The organism is Amphiplicatus metriothermophilus (assembly GCF_900199215.1).
Lineage (GTDB): Bacteria > Pseudomonadota > Alphaproteobacteria > Caulobacterales > Parvularculaceae > Amphiplicatus > Amphiplicatus metriothermophilus.
Genome location: NZ_FZQA01000001.1, coordinates 718,818 through 736,255, shown reverse-complemented (window position 1 = coordinate 736,255; position 17,438 = coordinate 718,818). Strand labels below are relative to the sequence as shown.

The following is a 17,438-nucleotide window of genomic DNA, read 5'->3' as shown; positions in this document are numbered from 1 at the left end:
CGGCGGCGCCTACTCGGCGGCGGCGAGCCGGCCCTTGCGCTTGAGCGCAAGGATCTCCCTCGGGATCACGTCGAAGAACCGGCCGCGCCAGGCGTCCCAGTCCTTCAGCATCGCTTCGGCGCGCGCCGAGCGGGTCTCCTCGGCGTGACGGCGGATGAGCGCCAGGCATTCCTCCTCGCCGCTTTCGCCCTCGCGCGCGGCCTCGTCGAAGCGGCGGAAGACCACGCTGTCGTCATTGACGAGATCGCGGAAGCGACCGTCCTCGTCGAGCACATAGGCGCGCCCGCCCGTCATGCCGGCGGCGAAGTTGTCGCCGACGCTCCCGAGGATGACGACGGTTCCGCCGGTCATGTATTCGCAGCCGTTCGCCGAGCAGCCTTCGATCACCGCCGTCGCGCCCGAATTGCGCACGGCGAACCGCCCGCCGGCGCGCCCCGCCGCGAACAGGGCGCCCGAGGTCGCGCCATAGAGGCAGGTGTTGCCGATGATCGCATCTTCATGGGCGCGTTGGCGCGCATCCGCAGGCGGACGAATGACGATGGTCGCGCCGGACAGGCCCTTGCCCACATAGTCATTGGCGTCGCCGTCGACCTCGAGCCGCAGGCCTTTGGCGGCGAAAGCGCCGAGCGACTGGCCGGCCGAGCCTCTCAGGCGCACTGTCAGATGGCCGTCGGCGAGGCCGTCGGGCCCGAACTTGCGCACGATCGCCGAGGACAGGCGCGCGCCCACCGCGCGATGGACGTTGCGCACCGCATAGGTGAGCTGCATCTTCTCGCCGCGCTCGAAAACAGGCGCCGCGTCGGCGAGAATCTCCTCGTCGAGGGCCTTGGCCGGCTCGTTGCGGCCTGCGCGCGTCGACCGGCGCGGGCGCCCGCCCGCATCCACGCGCGTGAGAATCGGATTGAGGTCGAGGTCGTCGAGATCGGGCGCGCCCCGGTGAACCTGATCGAGCAGATCCGCGCGGCCGATCACGTCCTCGAGCGAGGCCGCGCCGAGAGAGGCGAGAATCTCGCGCGTCTCCTCGGCGATGAACGACATGAGCGTCACGACATGCTCGGGCGCGCCGCGGAAGCGCCGGCGCAGGTCTTCGTCCTGCGTGCACACCCCGACGGGGCAGGTGTTCGAATGGCACTGGCGCACCATCAGGCAGCCCATCGCGACGAGCGAAATCGTCCCTATGCCGAATTCCTCCGCGCCGAGCATCGCCGCGATGACCACGTCGCGCCCCGTGCGGATGCCGCCGTCCGTCCGCAGGGTGACGGATTCGCGCAGGTTATTGAGCGTCAGCACCTGATGGGCTTCGGAAAGGCCGATCTCCCACGGGCTGCCGGCGTATTTGATCGAGGTGAGCGGCGAGGCGCCTGTGCCGCCCACATGGCCGGAGATCAGAATGACGTCCGCCTTCGCCTTGGCCACGCCCGCCGCGATTGTGCCCACGCCCGCCGTCGAGACGAGCTTCACGCAGACCCGCGCGTCCGGATTGATGTTCTTGAGATCGTAGATGAGCTGCGCGAGGTCCTCGATCGAATAGATGTCGTGGTGCGGCGGCGGCGAGATCAGCGTCACGCCGGGGGTGGCGTGGCGCAGCTTCGCGATCATCTCGGTCACCTTGAAGCCGGGAAGCTGACCGCCCTCGCCGGGCTTGGCGCCCTGGGCGACCTTGATCTCGATCTCGCGGCACTGGTTGAGATATTCCGCCGTCACGCCGAACCGGCCCGAGGCGATCTGCTTGACCGCGGAGTTGGCGTTGTCGCCGTTGGGCAGCGGCTTGTAGCGCGCGCGATCCTCGCCGCCCTCGCCTGAGACCGACTTCGCGCCGATCCGGTTCATGGCGACGTTGAGCGCGCCATGCGCTTCCGGCGACAGGGCGCCGAGCGACATGCCGGGGGTGACGAAGCGCTTGCGGATGGCGTTCGCCGATTCGACGTCGTCGAGGGCGCGCTCGCGCCCGAGCGGACGCACGCCGAGAAGGTCGCGAAGCTGCACCGGCGGCTGGGCGGCGAGGGCTGCGGAATATCGTTTGTACGCCTCGTAATCCTCCTCGCGCACGGCCTTTTGCAGCTCATGGATGAGGGTCGCTTCAAGCGCGTGCAGCTCCCCGCGCCGGCGATGCCGGTAGAAGCCGCCGATGGGCAGCGCCGGCGTCGCCGCGCCGAAGGCGCGCGCGTGGAGCTCGGCGGTCTTCTTCTCCAGCCCCGGCAGGCCGATGCCGGATATGCGCGACTGCACGCCGGGGAAGAACTCCGCCGCCAGCGCGCGCGACAGGCCCAGCGCCTCGAAATTGCACCCGCCGCGATAGGCGGAAATGACCGAGATTCCGCTCTTCGAGAGGATCTTCAGCAGGCCCGCCTCGATCGCGCGCTTGTAATTGAGAATGCACTGTCCCAGCGTGAGCGATCCGTACAGGCCCTTTTCATGGGCGAGCGCGATCGACTCGCAGGCGAGGTAAGGATTGACCGCCGTCGCGCCGACCCCGACGAGCACCGCCATGTAATGCGGATCGACGCATTCGGCCGAGCGCACGATGATCGAGCAGAAGGTCCTGAGCCCCTTCCGCGTCAGATGCGCGTGCACGCCGCCGGCGGCGAGAATCATCGGCGCGGCGAGGCGCTCCCTCCCCTGGCCGAGATCGGAAAGGATCACATGCTGCGCCCCGTCCCGGACGGCCTTCTCCGCCTCGGCCCGGATGCGGTCGAGCGCGCCGCGCAGCGCCGCCCCCGAACCGGGCTCGGCCGGCGCGGGATACGTGCAGTCGATCTCAACCGCGTCTTCGGCGTAGTCGCGGAAGCGTTCGAACATCCCGTTCGACAGGAACGGGCTTTCGAGCACGTAGACATTGGTCTGCGTTTCGTCGGAGACGAGGATGTTGCCGAGGTTCTTGAACCTCGTTTTGAGGCTCATCACCCGCGCCTCGCGCAAAGGATCGATGGGCGGGTTCGTCACCTGGCTGAATTTCTGGCGGAAGTAATGCGACAGCGGCCGGTACTTTTTCGACAGCACCGCGAGCGGCGTGTCGTCGCCCATGGAGCCGATCGCCTCCTTGCCGTCCTCCGCCATCGGGCGCAGCACGAGATCGAGCTCTTCGAGAGAGTAGCCCGCCGCCGTCTGCCGGCGCAGCGTCTCTTCCGTGTCGAAAAGGCGGTCCTCCGGACCCGGACCGATATGCGGCTCCAGCTCCAGGATGTTGTCGATCCACTTTTCATACGGGTGCTTAGCGGAGAGGTGATCCAGAATCTCCGCATGCGTGTAGAATTTCTTCTCCTCGAAATCGAAGGCGATCATCGCGCCGGGCTCGAGCGCGCCGCGCTTTTTGATCGTCTTGCCGGAAAGCGGGCACATGCCCGTCTCGGAGCCGACGGCGAGCACGCCGTCCTCGGTGATCGCGTAGCGCATGGGGCGCAGTCCGTTGCGGTCGAGCCCGGCGATCGCCCAGCGTCCGTCATAGGCGGCGATCGCGGCCGGCCCGTCCCAGGGCTCCATGACCGCGTTGCAGTATTCGTAAAGCGCCCGCCAGCGTTTGGGCACGATCGCCTCGCGCTTCGACCACGCTTCGGGAATGAGCAGGGACTTAACCATCGGACCGGAGCGCCCGGCGCGGGCGAGCACCTCGAACACCTGGTCGAGCGCGCCCGAGTCCGACGAGCCCGGCTGGATCACCGGCTTCACGTCCTCCCCGTCCGCGCCGAAGGCTTCGGACGCCATGCGGATCTCATGGCTTTTCATCCAGTTGACGTTGCCCTTCAGCGTATTGATCTCGCCGTTATGGGCGAGCATCCGGAAAGGCTGGGCGAGGCGCCATTCGGGGAACGTGTTCGTCGAGTAGCGCTGGTGGAAGATCGCCACCCTCGAGACGAAGCGCTCGTCCTTCAGGTCCGGATAGAAGGCGTCGATGTCCTGGGCGAGGAACATGCCTTTATAGACGATGTCGTCGCTGGAGAAGGAGCAGATGTAGAGGCTCGTCAGATTCTGCGCCAGCGCGCGCTTTTCGATCCGGCGACGGACGATATAGAGCGCGCGCTCGCGCGCCTCGCGGTCGCGCCCTTGCGGATCGTAGAACAGAACCTGCTCGATCTCGGGCCGCGTGGCGTTCGCTTTCGCGCCCAGCACGCTCGCCTCGACGGGAACCTGCCGCCAGCCGTACAGGATGAAGCCGGCGCGCAGAATTTCGCTTTCGACGATGGCGCGCGCAAGGTCCTGGGCCGCGAAGTCGGTTCGCGGCAGGAACATCTGGCCGACGCACACGTCGGCCCGCGCCGGTTCGTGGCCGGTGCGTCTGACGAACGCCTTGAAGAGGTCCTGCGGCAGATTGAGCCGCACGCCCGCGCCGTCGCCGGTGCGTCCGTCGGCGTCGACCGCGCCGCGATGCCAGACGGCCTTCAGCGAGCGGATCGCCATGTCGACGATCTCGCGGCGCGGAATGGCGTCGAGCGCGACGATGAGGCCGACGCCGCAGGCGTCGCGTTCGTCCTCCGGCGACCACAGGCCGGCTTCCTGCGCGATCTTGCGCGCGCGAAGCTGTTCTTCCCAGGTCAATGCGCTCATCGGTCTTCTTCCTTTTCCGGCGCGGCGGCGCGACGGTCCGTCCCGCGGCCCTCGCGAGACACGTCGCGCGTGATTCGGGAGCGGATCATCGGGGGCGCCCCTATTCCGCCGCGACGAGCGCCGGCGTCGCCGTCGCGCGCGCGCCGAGGCGCTCGGCGATGGCGGCCGCCGCCACGCGGCCGTCGCGGATCGCCCAGACGACGAGCGAAGCCCCGCGCACGATGTCGCCGGCCGCGTACACGCCGGGCAGCGCCGTCTCAAGCGTGGCCGGATCGACCTTCAGCGTGCCCCGCCGCGTCACGGCCAGCGCCGGCTCGCCGAACAGGCGCGGCAGGTCTTCCGGCTCGAAGCCCAGCGCCTTCACCACGAGGTCGGCCTCGAGCTCGAAGCCGCCGTCCGGAATCTCCTCCGGGGCGGACCGTCCCGAGGCGTCGGGCGCGCCGAGACGCATGCGCGCCGCGCGCACGCGGCGCGCCGCAACGGCCTTCGGGCCGGCGAGCCATTCGAAGACGACGCCTTCTTCCTCGGCGTGGGCGACCTCGCGCTGCGAGCCCGGCATGTTGGCGCGGTCGCGCCGGTAAAGACAGCGTACGGACGCGGCGCCCTGGCGCACGGCCGTGCGCACGCAGTCCATGGCGGTGTCGCCGCCGCCGATGACGACGACGCGCTTGCCGTCGGCGTCGAGCCGGCCGCTGTCGAAATCGGCGACCGCGTCGCCCAGCCCCTTGCGGTTCGAGGCGGTCAGATAATCGAGGGCGGCGACCACATGGGCTTCCCCGGCGCCGGGACAGGAAAGCTCGCGCGCCTTGTAGACGCCGGTCGCGATCAGGATCGCGTCGTGGCGCGCCCTGAGCTCGGCGAGGCCGGCGTCGCGGCCGACCTCGAAATTCAGCGCGAACGCCACGCCGCCTTCTTCGAGCCGCGCGACGCGGCGCGCGACCACCGCCTTGTCGAGCTTGAAGTTGGGAATGCCGTAGACGAGCAGCCCGCCGGCCCGGTCGTAGCGGTCGTAGACCGTGACCTGAAACCCTTGCTCGCGCAGCTGTTCGGCGGCGGCGAGGCCGGCGGGGCCCGCGCCGACGATCCCGACGGACTGGGCGCGCTCCTCGTCCGGCCGGATGGGCTTCACCCAGCCTTTTTCGAAGGCGGTCTCGGTGATGTACTGCTCCACCGCGCCGATGGTCACCGTGCCGTGGCCGGACTGCTCGATGACGCAGGCGCCCTCGCACAGCCGGTCCTGCGGGCAGATGCGCCCGCACACCTCGGGCATGTTGTTGGTGGCGGCCGAGACGGCGTAGGCCTCCTCGAGCCGGCCTTCGGCGACGAGACGCAGCCAGTCGGGAATGTCGTTGCCGAGCGGACAATGGTCCTGACAGAACGGCACGCCGCATTGCGAGCAGCGGCCGGCCTGCTCGGCGGCGCGCGCGTCGGCGAAGCGCGCATAGATTTCATCGAAATCCTTGCGGCGCTCCTCTGCGGCGCGCTTTTCAGGCGTCTCGCGCTCGCGCGAGACGAATTTCAACATCCGTTCGGTCATGTCCTTGATCGCCGACTGACTATGAAACGGCGAGTCGGAGCGCAGTCGCCCCCGCCGCGAAGAACGCTCTTCGCGGCTGCGGCGAGACCCTGCACGAAGCGGCCGCGTCATGCAAGGTCTGGCGCTGAAAAATTTGACCGAAGGTCGCCGCCGTGATGGACCGTCTTGGCATATTATGCCAAGACGGCATGATCCGCGCGCCGGCTGCGATACAAGGCGCTAATTTTCGCCCCGATAAGCGTGGGGCAGATCGCCCCGCGACAAATCGCGATAGCGGTCGCGCAGCCTGGTCTGGCGGTTGTCCAGAGACATCGCCCGCCCGTCGATCAGCACCGCGGCGGGCCGCGCCGTCACTTCGAGAGGATCGCCGTCCCAGACCACGAGATCGGCCGCCTTGCCGGCCTCGATGGAGCCGAGCCGGCTCTCAAGCCCGTAGATCGCCGCCGCATTGATCGTTAGCGCAGCGAGCGCGGCTTCATAGGGAAGCCCGTTGGCGACGGCGTTCCCGGCCATCTGCGGCAGAAGGCGCAGATTGTGCGTATCCGGCGCCAGGAACGCGATGCGCACGCCCGCCCCGTGCAGGCGCGCGGCGTTGGCCAATGTCGAGCCGAGCATCTCGAAGGAAAAGGGCAGGTTCGCCGTGGGGTCGAGAATGACCGGCGCGTCGGCCGCGGCGAGCTCGCGCGCGACGCGCCAGGCCTCCGCGCCGCCGACGATCGCCATCTTCAGGCGATAATCGTTCTTGATGCGGAGCAACGCGCGGATGTCCGACGCGCTGTTCGCATGGACGAGCAACAGCTGCTCGCCGGCGACGACCGGCCCCAGCGCGCGCAGGTCGGCGAGCGCGAAGGCGGGTCCGCGCGCGCGCATCACGTAATCGCGCGGGTTCGAGCGATAGGAGATCGCCTCGTCGAGATAGCTTCGCAGCAGCGCGAGCGCGCCCATGCGCGTGTCGCCCGCCCGGCGCGCCCCGGCGTAGCCCATGGCGACGACCTGCGCCGCCTGCGGCTTGGTGACGGAGGCGACGCGCCCGGACAGATCGACCACCGCGGCGCGGCCGGCGAACAGCTTATCGCCGGGCTCGGGCGCGGCGAGCGCGCGCGTGACGCCGCCTGCGCGGTTGATCGCGATCAGCGACGAGGACGGGTTATAGGCGTCGAGCGCATCGAGCGCCGCGCTGAGCGGAAACTCGCCGCGCGGCCCGGCGTCGTTGGCTTCGCGGTCGAGCCCGATCTCGACGAGACCGAGCTGGGAGTAGGGCGCGAAAAAGCCCGGCGTGACGACGCGGCCGGCCGCGTCGATGACGCTCGCGCCCTCCGGCGCTTCGAGATTCGCCCCGACGGCGGCGATGACGCCGTTGCGCACAAGGACGTCGCCGTTCTCGATCAGCCCCTGCGGGCCCATCGTGTAAAGGCGCGCATTGTCGATGAAGATCGTCTGCGCGGCGGCGGGCGCGAGCGCGACGGCGAAGGCGAGCGCCGCGCCGGCCAGTCTCTTGAGCGTTCCGCATGCCGACTGAACCATGTTCGCTGCTCCTTTTCCTGTCGTCATCGCGCGCCTCATTGTCCCGCTCCGCCGGTGAAGTCCTGGCCGAGCTGGCCGAGCTCGAAGTCGACCCGCGGCGAGCGCGCCGGATCGGCCCGGTCGTAAAGCAGCGCGCCGTCGATGAAGACCTTCTCCGCGCGCGCATAGACCGAGAAGGGATCGCCGCTCCACACTACGACGTCGGCCATCTTGCCTTCCTCAAGCGAGCCGGTCTGATCGAAGATTCCCATGGCCCTGGCCGGATTGGCGGTGATCCAGGCGATCGCCTCCTCCCGCGCGATATCGAGGCCGAGGCGGTTCCCGTCCGCCATGGCCTTGGCCGCTTCCTGATTGAGGCGCTGAATGCCGATGTCGCTGTCGGAGTGCACGATGGCGCAGCCGTTCGGCTGCGCGTCGACGAGCGCCACGTTCTCGCGCACGCTGTCATAGGCCTCGAGCTTGAAGCCCCACCAGTCGGCCCACATCGCGGCGCATACGCCGTTTTCGGCGAGCAGGTCGGCGATCTTGTAGGCCTCGACCGCATGATGGAAGGTCGCGACCTTGTAGCCGAACTCCTTCGCCATATCGAGCACGAAGGCCATCTCGTCGCCGCGATAGCAATGCATGTTGACGCGGATGTCGCCGGCGAGCGCGGCGGCGAGCGTCTCCAGCTTCAGGTCGCGCTTGGGCGGCTCGGGCGGCTTCTTCTCGTCGTTCTCGCCGTTTCCGGCCCCGCCGTTCTCAGCGTAGAACTTCTCCGCCTCCTCCCAGTACTTCTCCCACTTGCGCTTGTACTCCGCCGCGTCGATCCAGGCGGCGCGGTACTGGGCGAAATTCGCCATGCGCGTGGACGGGCCGCTGTCCTCGTAAACGCGCTTCGGGTTCTCCCCGCAGGCCATCTTGAGGCCGTAGGGCGCGCCTGGAAACTTCATCGCCTGAACCGTCCGGGCCGGGACGTTCTTGAGAATCACGGAGCGCCCGCCGAACAGATTGGCCGAGCCGGGCAGGATCTGCAGCGTCGTCACCCCGCCGGCGAGCGCGCGGGTGAAGCCTGCGTCCTGCGGCCAGACCGAATGCTCGGCCCAGACCTGGGCGGTGTTGGGGTTCGTGGCCTCGTTGCCGTCGGAAGTGGAGTCCGTGGACGGCGCCGGATAGACCCCGAGATGGGAATGGATGTCGATCACGCCGGGCGTGATCCACTTGCCGGCGGCGTCGATGCGGACCGCCCCTTCCGGCGCGGCGATCGAATCGGCGGGCCCCACCGCGGCGATCCTGCCGTCGCGGATCAGCACCGCGCCGTCGTCGATGCGCGCGCCCGTTCCCGTCAGCACCGTCGCGCCCGTGATGAGCGTCGTCTGAGACGGATAGGGCTCGTAGGTCGAGGGATAAGGATCGACGGGCGGACGGACGACGGGCGATTCGGCGTCGGCGGCCGCCGTTTCGACCTTCTCATCTGGCGACGCTTCGGGCGTTCGCGCCGTCTCTTCCGCATCCTGCCGCGCGCATGCGGCGAGCAAGGCGAGCGCGCTCGCCAGCCATAAGCTGCGTTTCATAAGCCTCTCATCCCGTTAGGTTCTGGCGCGGACGCGCGCCGCTGCATAAGACTGTCATCAAAGGCGGGCATGACCCTAGCCGATTTTCCCGGGGACAAAAGCCCGTTCGTCGCAAAGCCGCCTGTCGCGCCGTCAAAGGGGGAAAGAAATGGCCTTCATCACGCGCCGGAAAGCGCTTCAGACCGCTCTTCTGGGGGGCGCCGCCGCCTGCTCCACCGCCCCGCGCCTTACCCCTTTCACGGCGACGAGCGCGCGCGCCGGCGGCGTCTTCGCCCATGGCGTGGCGAGCGGCGATCCCGGTCCGGACAGCGTCGTGATCTGGACGCGAGCGACGACGCAAGACGGGCGCGCCGTTCCGGTGAGCTGGGAGGTCGCCGCGGATCCGGCCTTCGCCGACATCCGCGCGCGCGGCGAGGCGCTCGCCGCGCCCGGCGCGGACTGGACCGTCAAGGCGGTTCCCGACGGCCTCGCGCCCGGAGCGACCTACTATTACCGGTTCCGCGCCGGACAGACCGTCTCCCCCGTCGGGCGCACGCGCACCCTGCCCGCGGGATCCATCGAGCGGGCCGTCTTTGCGGCGGTCTCCTGCTCGAATTATCCCTTCGGCTTTTTCAACGTCTACGACCAGATCGCGCGGCGCGACGATCTCGACGCCGTCATCCATCTCGGCGACTATCTCTATGAATACGGCCATGACGGCTATGGCGGCGAGACCGGCGCCCGGCTCGGCCGCGCGCACGACCCGGCGCATGAGACCGTCACGCTCGAAGACTACCGCCGCCGGCACGCGCAGTACAAATCCGACCCGGCTGCGCAGGCGATGCACGCCGCCCACCCCATGATCATGATCTGGGACGATCACGAGACCGCCAACAATTCCTGGCGGGACGGGGCGGAAAATCACGACCCTGAAACGGAAGGCGACTGGGCGGCGCGAAAGCGCGCCGCGCTGCAGGCCTATTACGAATGGATGCCGGTGCGCGAGCCCGGCCCCGGCCAGGCCCGCGAGGCGCTGTTCCGCGCCTATTCCTTCGGCGACCTTCTGACCCTGACCGCGCTCGAGACCCGCCTGATGGCCCGCGCGCGGCAGTTCGTCTATTCCGAGATCATCCCGACGCTAAAGACGCCGGCGGACGTCGCGCGCTTCCGCGAGGAGATTCTCTGGGACGCCTCGCGGGAAATGCTGGGCGCGGCGCAGCTCGACTATCTCGACCGCGCGTTCCGCCGCTCGACCGCGATCGGCCAGCCCTGGCGGCTCGTCGCCAACCAGATCATCATGGCGAACGTGACCGCGCCGGACCTCACGCCGCATGTCGGCGAGGAAGACATCGTCGCGCTTGAAAAGGAATGGGACCAGGCGCGCGCTTTCGTCGAATTCTCCGCGCTCGGACTGCCAGCCAATCTCGACGCCTGGGACGGCTATCCGGCGGCGCGCGAGCGGTTTTACGACGTCGCGCGGAACAGCGGCGACGGCGGACTCATCGTGCTCACCGGCGACACCCATACCTGGTGGGCGAACGATCTCGCCGCGCGCGACGGGCGGCGCATGGGCGTCGAGCTGGGGACGCACTCGGTGACCTCGCCCTCGCCCTATCGCAAGTCGTTTCTGGGCGGCAAGGGCGCGGAATACGCGCTCCTGACCGCTCGCGAGAATAAGGCCGTGCGCTATCTTTCCGGCGAGGATCACGGCTATGTCGCGCTCGAGCTTCGCCGCGACGGCGCGACCGCGCGCTTCATGGCCGTCGATACGGTGGAGTCGCCGGCCTACAACGCCTTCGAGAAAGCCCGTTTCGAAATCAGGCGCGGGCGCGACGGCGCGGCCGCCTTTGCGAGCGCCAAAGGGCTCTCCTTCAAGGAGCAATGGCTGTTCTGAGGGAACGCCCGCCGCTCCGGAAGCCCGGTTCCGCGCGGCCGCCAAATCGCGGTAGTCTTGCTCGACGCCGAAGCGGAGGGAGCCGATGGGCCGTTATCTCGCACGCGCCGTCGAGCGCGCGTCCTGGGTCAAGCTGGCGGTCTTCCTCGCGCTTCTGCTCGCCTATTCCTTCTGGGCGTTCCGTCCCGAGAGCGAATTCATGCGCGCGCTGGCCGCGGCGGGGGGAAGCCTGCCGGAGATGCGGCCCGGCTTTCCCGCCGGCGAGCCGGCGGCCTCCCTCGCGCGGCTCGGCGATCTGACGGACGACTATGTCCGCTTTCAGGCGATCGACATTCCCTATGCGATCTTCAACACCCTGACGCTCGCCGCCCTCTTCGCGCTCGGCGCGAAGCGCTTCGGCGGGCCGGCCTCGCCTTTGCGCTGGCTGATCCTTTCGCCGTTCGTCTATCTGTTTGCGGAGTTCGTCGAGAACCCGCTGCTTGCGATTCTCGCCAACGGCGCGCCGGGCGCGCCGGCGGCGCTCGTTCCGCTCCAGCAGGCGGCGACGACGCTCAAATGGACGGCGAGCCTGCCGGCGCTGATCGTCGCGGGGATTCTGCTCCTCGCGCTGCTCGCGCGCGCCGGCGCCGATATCTTCCGCCGCCGCCCGTCCGGGTGAGCGGCCCGCTCAGCGGTGGATCTGCGAGATCTTCGAGCCTTCGAGCGACAGGTTGTACATCAACCCCTTGTTGTCGAAGACGAAGGCGACGACGGGCTGGTTGAGCTGGGTCGTGTCGATGGTTCCCCCGGCGCCGAGCGTGACCACGGCGACCGAGGCGTCGACGCCGATCTCCCAGCCGTCGCTGGCGCGGAACTTCTCGAGCGCTTTCGGATCGAGAAAGACGATGATCTGCCGGCGGGCCTGGGCGCCGAGCTGAAAGCCGATCGAGGCCGAAGCCGTCGAGTAATAGGCGACCGTGCGCCCGCCGACGCGCAGCGCGCCCTCGCCATATTCCCCGCCGATGCCGATCCCCGCTTTCTTCACGGACGGGAACACCAGAACGCCGACGGCCCGGGCGAGCACCGCGTCGGCGCCGCCGATGTCTTCGCGGAACTCCGCGAGCGCCTTGTCGACGCGGCGGTCGATCTTCTCCTTCGAGGCGGCGAAGGCCGGCCCGGCGAACGCGGCGAGGGCGGCGGCCAGGACCAGAAGCAAGCGGGGCGCGGCGATGGCCATGGGGCGTCTCCGTTGACAGGACTGCGAGCGACCGGGCGAGATCAGCCCTAAATTGCGTCGAAAATGGGCGCAACCGGATTAAAAGGCCGTCATCTTCGCCCGCCGCATTGTCCGCATCCGCGCCCCGGGCGGGCCGCGATCACGCGACTTCGAACACCCCCGCCGCGCCTTGTCCGCCGCCGACGCACATGGTGCAGACGACGTATCTGACGCCGCGGCGCTTTCCTTCGATGAGGGCGTGGCCGACCATGCGCGCGCCCGACATGCCGTAGGGATGGCCGATGGAGATGGCCCCGCCATTGACGTTCAGGCGCTCGTTCGGGACGCCCAGCCTGTCGCGGCAGTAGAGAACCTGTACTGCGAAGGCTTCGTTCAGCTCCCACAGACCGATGTCGTCCATCTTGAGACCGAACTTCTCAAGCAGTTTCGGCACGGCGAAGACGGGGCCGATGCCCATTTCGTCCGGGTCCGTCCCGGCGACGGCGATTCCGCGATAGAAGCCGAGCGGTTCGAGCCCGCGGCGTTCGGCCTCCTTCGCCTCCATCACGACGGCGGCCGAGGCGCCGTCGGAAAGCTGCGAGGCGTTGCCCGCGGTGACGTGCTTGCCCTCCTGCACGCGCTGGCCGCCCTTGAAGACGGGCTTGAGGCCGGACAGTCCTTCGAGAGTCGTATCGGGCCGGTTCCCTTCGTCCTTTTCGAGCCGGGTCTCGACCTCGGACGTCTCGCCGGTCTCCTTGTTCACGACCTTCATCACCGAAGGCAGGGGAACGATCTCGTCGTCGAACCTGCCGGCGGCTTGCGCAGCGTGGGTGCGCTGCTGTGACTGAAGGGCGTATTCGTCCTGGGCCTCGCGGCTGATCCCGTAACGTTCGGCGACGACCTCGGCCGTTTCGATCATGGTCATATAGGTTGCGGGAAGATTTTCGACGAGCCAGGGGTCGGGCCGCACGAACATGTCGCCGGTCTGGTTCATGGAGATCGACTCCACCCCGCCGCCGACCGCGACGGCCATTCCGTCGCAAATCACCTGCTTGGCGGCGGTCGCGATCGCCATCATGCCCGACGCGCACTGACGATCGAGCGACATGCCAGGCACGCTTGTCGGAAAGCCCGCGCGCAGGGCCGCCTGGCGCGCGACGTTCTGAAAGGCCGTGCCCTGCTGCAGCGCGCAGCCGAGAACCACGTCCTCGACCTCTTCGGGCGCGACTTTCGCGCGCGCCACGGCGTGTTTGAGCGCATGAGCCGCAAGGGTCTGCGCGGTGGTCGCGTTGAAGGCGCCGCGATAGGCCTTGCCGATGGGCGTACGGGCGGTGGAGACGATGACGGCTTCGCGCATGACGGGGCTCCCTGACCGAAAATCACTGGCGAACCGCGCGCCACAGCGACACGGCGCCGGTGGGCGTGCGGACGACGCGCGCGGGCGTCGACGGCGCGAACCCCGCCTCCGCGAGCAGGGTCTCGATGACGCCTTGCGCGTTCGGTTCGGTATTCTCGACCCCGTCCACGCTTTGCACAAGCGCGCGGAACAGAAATCGCTGCGCGCGGTCCGGCTGGCGCCCGTAATCGGCGAGGCAGAAGACGCCGCCCGGCGCAAGCAGCGCATGGATTTCGCCGATGATGCGGCGCTTTTCCTCGAGCGGCGTCTGATGCAGCACCAGCGAGGAGACGGCCTTGGTCGGCCGCCAGCCCTCGGGCAGAAGGCCGGCGCGGAGGAACCCTTGCGCGAAGCGCGCGCGGGCGCGGCTTTTCGCGGCCTTGGCGCGGGCGCGGGCGAGGACCGCCGGGTCCGGATCGACGCCGACGACGTCGGCGACCCGGCCCAGCCTCACGGCGAGCGAGCCCGTGCCGCAGCCGACGTCGAGAATGCGGTCATCCGGCTGCGGATCGACGAGATCGACGAGCGCGCCGCGCCAGACGCCCTCGCGCGTGAAGGCCGCGATCGCGAAGTCATAAAAAGGCGTCAGCCAATGGGCGCCCAGCGCGGGGGTGTAATCTTTCCGGCCGTTCCCATGCTCGTTCATCGGCGGGATCCGTCGGCGCAGCGGCGCCGGATCATGACGGGACGGCGCCGCGCCGGCGTTCATAAGAACAAGGCCCGTCATTCTTTCCGCGCGGCGGCCTGCGCCTTGGCGAGAAAATTCGCGGTCGGCCCGCCGCTGGCTTCATAATAATGGACCTTCTCGGTCGAGGAAATTTCGTCCCAGCGCGCGGCGATATTCTCCGGGGTCTGCTCTTCCGGAGGCAGGTAAATCCCGTCGGTCTCGACGACAAAGGCGCGCGCATAACCGCCCGCGGCGCAGGACACGATCGCCCGCGAGGGCGCGTCTTCGCTCACAAGGAACAAGAGCGCGGCGGTGATCGCCTCCGGCGTCATTCTGTCGAGAATCTCCGGCGGGATGCCGAGATCCTCCGTCATCCGCGTTTTGGCCGAAGGCGACAGCAGGTTGATCCTGATGTCGTATTTCGCGCCTTCGAGATGCAGCGCGTTCATGAAGCCGATCATCGCCGCCTTGGCCGCGCCGTAGTTCGCCTGGCCGAAAATGCCGTGCAGGCCGGAGGGCGAGGACGTGCAGACGACGCGGCCGTAATTCTGCTGGCGCATGATCTCCCAGACCGCCTTGGTGCAGATCGCCGTTCCCATGAGATGCACGTCGATCACCGCGCGGAAGTCGGCGAGGTCCATCTTGGCGAAAGTCTTGTCGCGCAGGATGCCGGCGTTGTTGACGAGGATGTCGATCCGGCCCCACTGCTTCATCGCCGCCTCGACCATGGCGGCGACCTCGTCGGGCTTCGTCACATTGGCGCCGTCGGCGATCGCCTCGCCGCCGGCCTTGCGGATCTCCTCGACGACGGACTGCGCCGCCGTCAACGAAGCCCCTGCGCCGTCGCGGGCCGCGCCGAGATCGTTGACGACGACCTTCGCCCCGCGCGCGGCGAGGGCGAGCGCATGGCTGCGCCCGAGTCCGGCGCCGGCGCCCGTGACGATCGCGACTTTCCCGTCGAAGCGTATGTCGGCCATGGCGTTCTTCGTCTCCTTCAGTCCTGATGACGCACGGCGATTTCGGTCTTCACCGAATTGGCGATGAAGCAGTTCTCATGGGCGTCATGATGCATTCGCCTCAAGGTCTCGGGATCGGGCGCGGCGCCCGGCGCGAAGGCGATGCGGGGCGCGAGCTCCACCCGCGCGATCGCGAGCCGGCCGGCCTCGTTCTTCTCCATATGGCCGACGGCGCGGTCTTCGTATGAATCGACGACGAATCGCTTCTTCGCGGCGATGGCGAGAAACGTGAGCATGTGGCAGCTTGCGATCGCCGCGACGAAGGCTTCCTCCGGATCGACGCGCTCGGGCTCGCCGCGATAGGCGGGCGCGGCCGAGGCCGGCACCGCGACCCCGCCGTCGAAACGCCATTCGTGGGCGCGATTATATGCTTCGTAGGCGAAGCTTTCGCTCCGCCGGCGCCAGACGATTTCCGCGACGTGTTCGGACATGACGCGCCTCCGGGTCAGCCCGTCGCCTGCATGGTCAGCCATTCGGCGACGAGGGCGGGCTTTTCCTCTCCTTCGATCTCGACCTTGACGGCGTATTTGAACGCCCACTGGCCGGGCGTCCGCTCGTCGGCCGACATCAGCGTGAAACGGCCGCGCACGCGCTTGCCTGCGCGCACCGGCGCGGCGAAGCGCACCTTGTCGAAGCCGTAATTGACGCCCATCCTGATTCCCTCGAGCACCAGCACCGAGCCGGACGCCATGCGCGACAGAAGCGAGAGCGTGAGAAAGCCGTGGGCGATGGTTCCGCCGAAGGGCGTGGCTTTCGCCGCCTCGGGATCGACATGGATGAACTGGCGGTCTTCGGTGACCTCGGCGAACGCGTCGATCCGTTCCTGATCGACGACGATCCAGTCCGAGACGCCGACCTCCTCGCCGATATGGCTTTTCACGTCCGACGGCTTGACGGTTTTCACCTGCGGCTCCCTCTTGTCGCCGCAATCCCCCGGCGGGAGAGCTTCGCGGCGCGCGAAACGGTCGGTCCGTTCACGGTCTAATATCCGCGCAGGCGCGCGATGCGGTCGGCGTGGAAGGCGGGATCGCCGAACATCTCCTGCGCGACGCGGATGCGCTTCATGTAAAGGCCGATGTCGTGCTCGTCGGTCATGCCGATTCCGCCATGCATCTGGATCGCCTCCTGGCTTGCGAGTCTGGCGACCGCGCCGGCCTTCGCCTTGGCCAGCGAGCAGAAAGCGCCGGCCGCCTCGAAGCTTTCGTCGAGGACCTGCAGCGCCTTGAGCGCCGCCGATCTCGCCAGCTCCAGCTCGCAGTAAAGATGCGCGGCGCGGTGCTGCAGCGCCTGGAAGGCGCCGATGGGCCGGCCGAACTGCGTGCGCTCCTTGAGATAGCCGACGGTCATCTCGAAGGCGCGCTGGGCCGAGCCCGACATTTCCGCGGCGAGGCCGGCGCGCCCGGCGTTGAGGACCCCTTCGAGCGCCCGCCAGCCGCCGTCGATCTCGCCGACGACGTCGTCGCCGGTCGCCTCCACGCCGTCGAAGCGGACGCGCGCGGCGTTGCGGCTGTCGACCATGATCGTGCGCTCGCGCGCGACCCCCTTCGCCTGCGCGTCGACGAGAAACAGCGTGATCCCCGCCTCCTCGCCCGGCGCGCCGGCGGTGCGCGCCGCGACGATGAGCTTGTCCGCGACATGCCCGTCGGCGACGAAGGTCTTCTCGCCGGAAAGCCGGAAGGCGTTGCCGGACTTCTCCGCCCGAAGCGCGGTCTTCGCGGGCGCGTGCTTGTTCTTCTCATCGACGGCGAGCGCCATGACGAGATCGCCGGCCGCGATCTTCGGCAGATATTCCTGCCTGTGCGCCTCGCAGGCGTATTTCTTCAGCGCCGTCGCCGCGAGAATGGAGGTCGACAGAAACGGCGAAGCCGTCAGCGTGCGGCCCATTTCCTCGGCGAGGACGCCGGCGCCGGCGAAGCCGAAATCCGACCCGCCGAACGCCTCCTCGACAAGGACGCCGGCCCAGCCCATCTCGGCCATCTCCTTCCACAGATCGCGGGAGAAGCCGACCTCGTCGCGCGCGTCGCGCAGCTTCCTGAGCGCCGAGACCGGCGCTTTCGCTTCAAGAAAGCCGCGCGCCGCGTCGCGCAGCATTTCCTGTTCTTCCGTAAGGACGAGGGGCATCAACGCTTCCTTTC

General features: G+C 68.5%; 13 protein-coding genes. 2 read left to right on the top strand and 11 right to left on the bottom strand.

Annotated features, from left to right (window positions below; all coding sequences use genetic code 11):
• Positions 1-9: 9 nt before the first annotated feature.
• From gltB to CHB64_RS03620, 4 genes are all read right to left on the bottom strand, one after another.
• The gene (gltB, locus tag CHB64_RS03635; protein ID WP_089411193.1) at positions 10-4,542 is read right to left on the bottom strand and encodes a glutamate synthase large subunit; all 4,533 of its coding nucleotides are present in this window, start codon (positions 4,540-4,542) and stop codon (positions 10-12) included.
• Between the two features lie 100 nt (positions 4,543-4,642).
• Positions 4,643-6,079: an NAD(P)-dependent oxidoreductase gene (locus CHB64_RS03630; RefSeq protein ID WP_089411192.1), complete on the bottom strand. Its 1,437-nt coding sequence runs from the start codon at positions 6,077-6,079 to the stop codon at positions 4,643-4,645.
• 219 nt (positions 6,080-6,298) lie between these two features.
• Positions 6,299-7,603: an amidohydrolase family protein gene (locus tag CHB64_RS03625; protein ID WP_159462405.1), complete on the bottom strand. Its 1,305-nt coding sequence runs from the start codon at positions 7,601-7,603 to the stop codon at positions 6,299-6,301.
• Positions 7,604-7,638: 35 nt separating this feature from the next.
• Positions 7,639-9,156: an amidohydrolase gene (locus tag CHB64_RS03620; RefSeq protein WP_089411190.1), complete on the bottom strand. Its 1,518-nt coding sequence runs from the start codon at positions 9,154-9,156 to the stop codon at positions 7,639-7,641.
• 148 nt (positions 9,157-9,304) lie between these two features.
• Here CHB64_RS03620 and CHB64_RS03615 point away from each other — a divergent pair, with 148 nt between their 5' ends.
• Both CHB64_RS03615 and CHB64_RS03610 read left to right on the top strand, forming a co-directional pair.
• Positions 9,305-11,029, top strand: coding sequence for an alkaline phosphatase D family protein (locus tag CHB64_RS03615; RefSeq protein WP_089411189.1), 1,725 nt, complete (start codon positions 9,305-9,307; stop codon positions 11,027-11,029).
• Between the two features lie 85 nt (positions 11,030-11,114).
• Positions 11,115-11,687 carry a hypothetical protein gene (locus CHB64_RS03610; protein WP_089411188.1) on the top strand — a complete coding sequence of 191 codons (573 nt, stop codon included), beginning with the start codon at positions 11,115-11,117 and terminating at the stop codon, positions 11,685-11,687.
• A gap of 9 nt (positions 11,688-11,696) precedes the next feature.
• Here CHB64_RS03610 and CHB64_RS03605 read toward each other — a convergent pair whose 3' ends face one another.
• The 7 genes from CHB64_RS03605 to CHB64_RS03575 all read right to left on the bottom strand — a co-directional run bounded on the left by CHB64_RS03605 (position 11,697) and on the right by CHB64_RS03575 (position 17,424).
• On the bottom strand, positions 11,697-12,245 hold the full coding sequence (locus CHB64_RS03605) for a BPSL1445 family SYLF domain-containing lipoprotein (RefSeq protein WP_089411187.1): 549 nt from the start codon (positions 12,243-12,245) through the stop codon (positions 11,697-11,699).
• Positions 12,246-12,384: 139 nt separating this feature from the next.
• Positions 12,385-13,581 (bottom strand): acetyl-CoA C-acyltransferase, encoded by a 1,197-nt coding sequence (locus CHB64_RS03600; RefSeq protein ID WP_089411186.1) that lies wholly within the window; start codon positions 13,579-13,581, stop codon positions 12,385-12,387.
• A gap of 22 nt (positions 13,582-13,603) precedes the next feature.
• Positions 13,604-14,266 (bottom strand): class I SAM-dependent methyltransferase, encoded by a 663-nt coding sequence (locus CHB64_RS03595; protein ID WP_089411465.1) that lies wholly within the window; start codon positions 14,264-14,266, stop codon positions 13,604-13,606.
• Between the two features lie 77 nt (positions 14,267-14,343).
• A complete protein-coding gene (locus CHB64_RS03590; RefSeq protein ID WP_089411185.1) occupies positions 14,344-15,264 on the bottom strand; it encodes an SDR family NAD(P)-dependent oxidoreductase in 921 nt (306 codons plus the stop codon).
• A 17-nt stretch (positions 15,265-15,281) separates the two neighbouring features.
• Positions 15,282-15,734 (bottom strand): OsmC family protein, encoded by a 453-nt coding sequence (locus CHB64_RS03585; RefSeq protein ID WP_089411464.1) that lies wholly within the window; start codon positions 15,732-15,734, stop codon positions 15,282-15,284.
• A 14-nt stretch (positions 15,735-15,748) separates the two neighbouring features.
• Complete coding sequence (locus tag CHB64_RS03580; RefSeq protein ID WP_089411184.1) at positions 15,749-16,207, bottom strand: MaoC family dehydratase; 459 nt, start codon at positions 16,205-16,207, stop codon at positions 15,749-15,751.
• A gap of 77 nt (positions 16,208-16,284) precedes the next feature.
• The gene (locus tag CHB64_RS03575; RefSeq protein ID WP_089411183.1) at positions 16,285-17,424 is read right to left on the bottom strand and encodes an acyl-CoA dehydrogenase family protein; all 1,140 of its coding nucleotides are present in this window, start codon (positions 17,422-17,424) and stop codon (positions 16,285-16,287) included.
• Between the last annotated feature and the right edge of the window lie 14 nt (positions 17,425-17,438).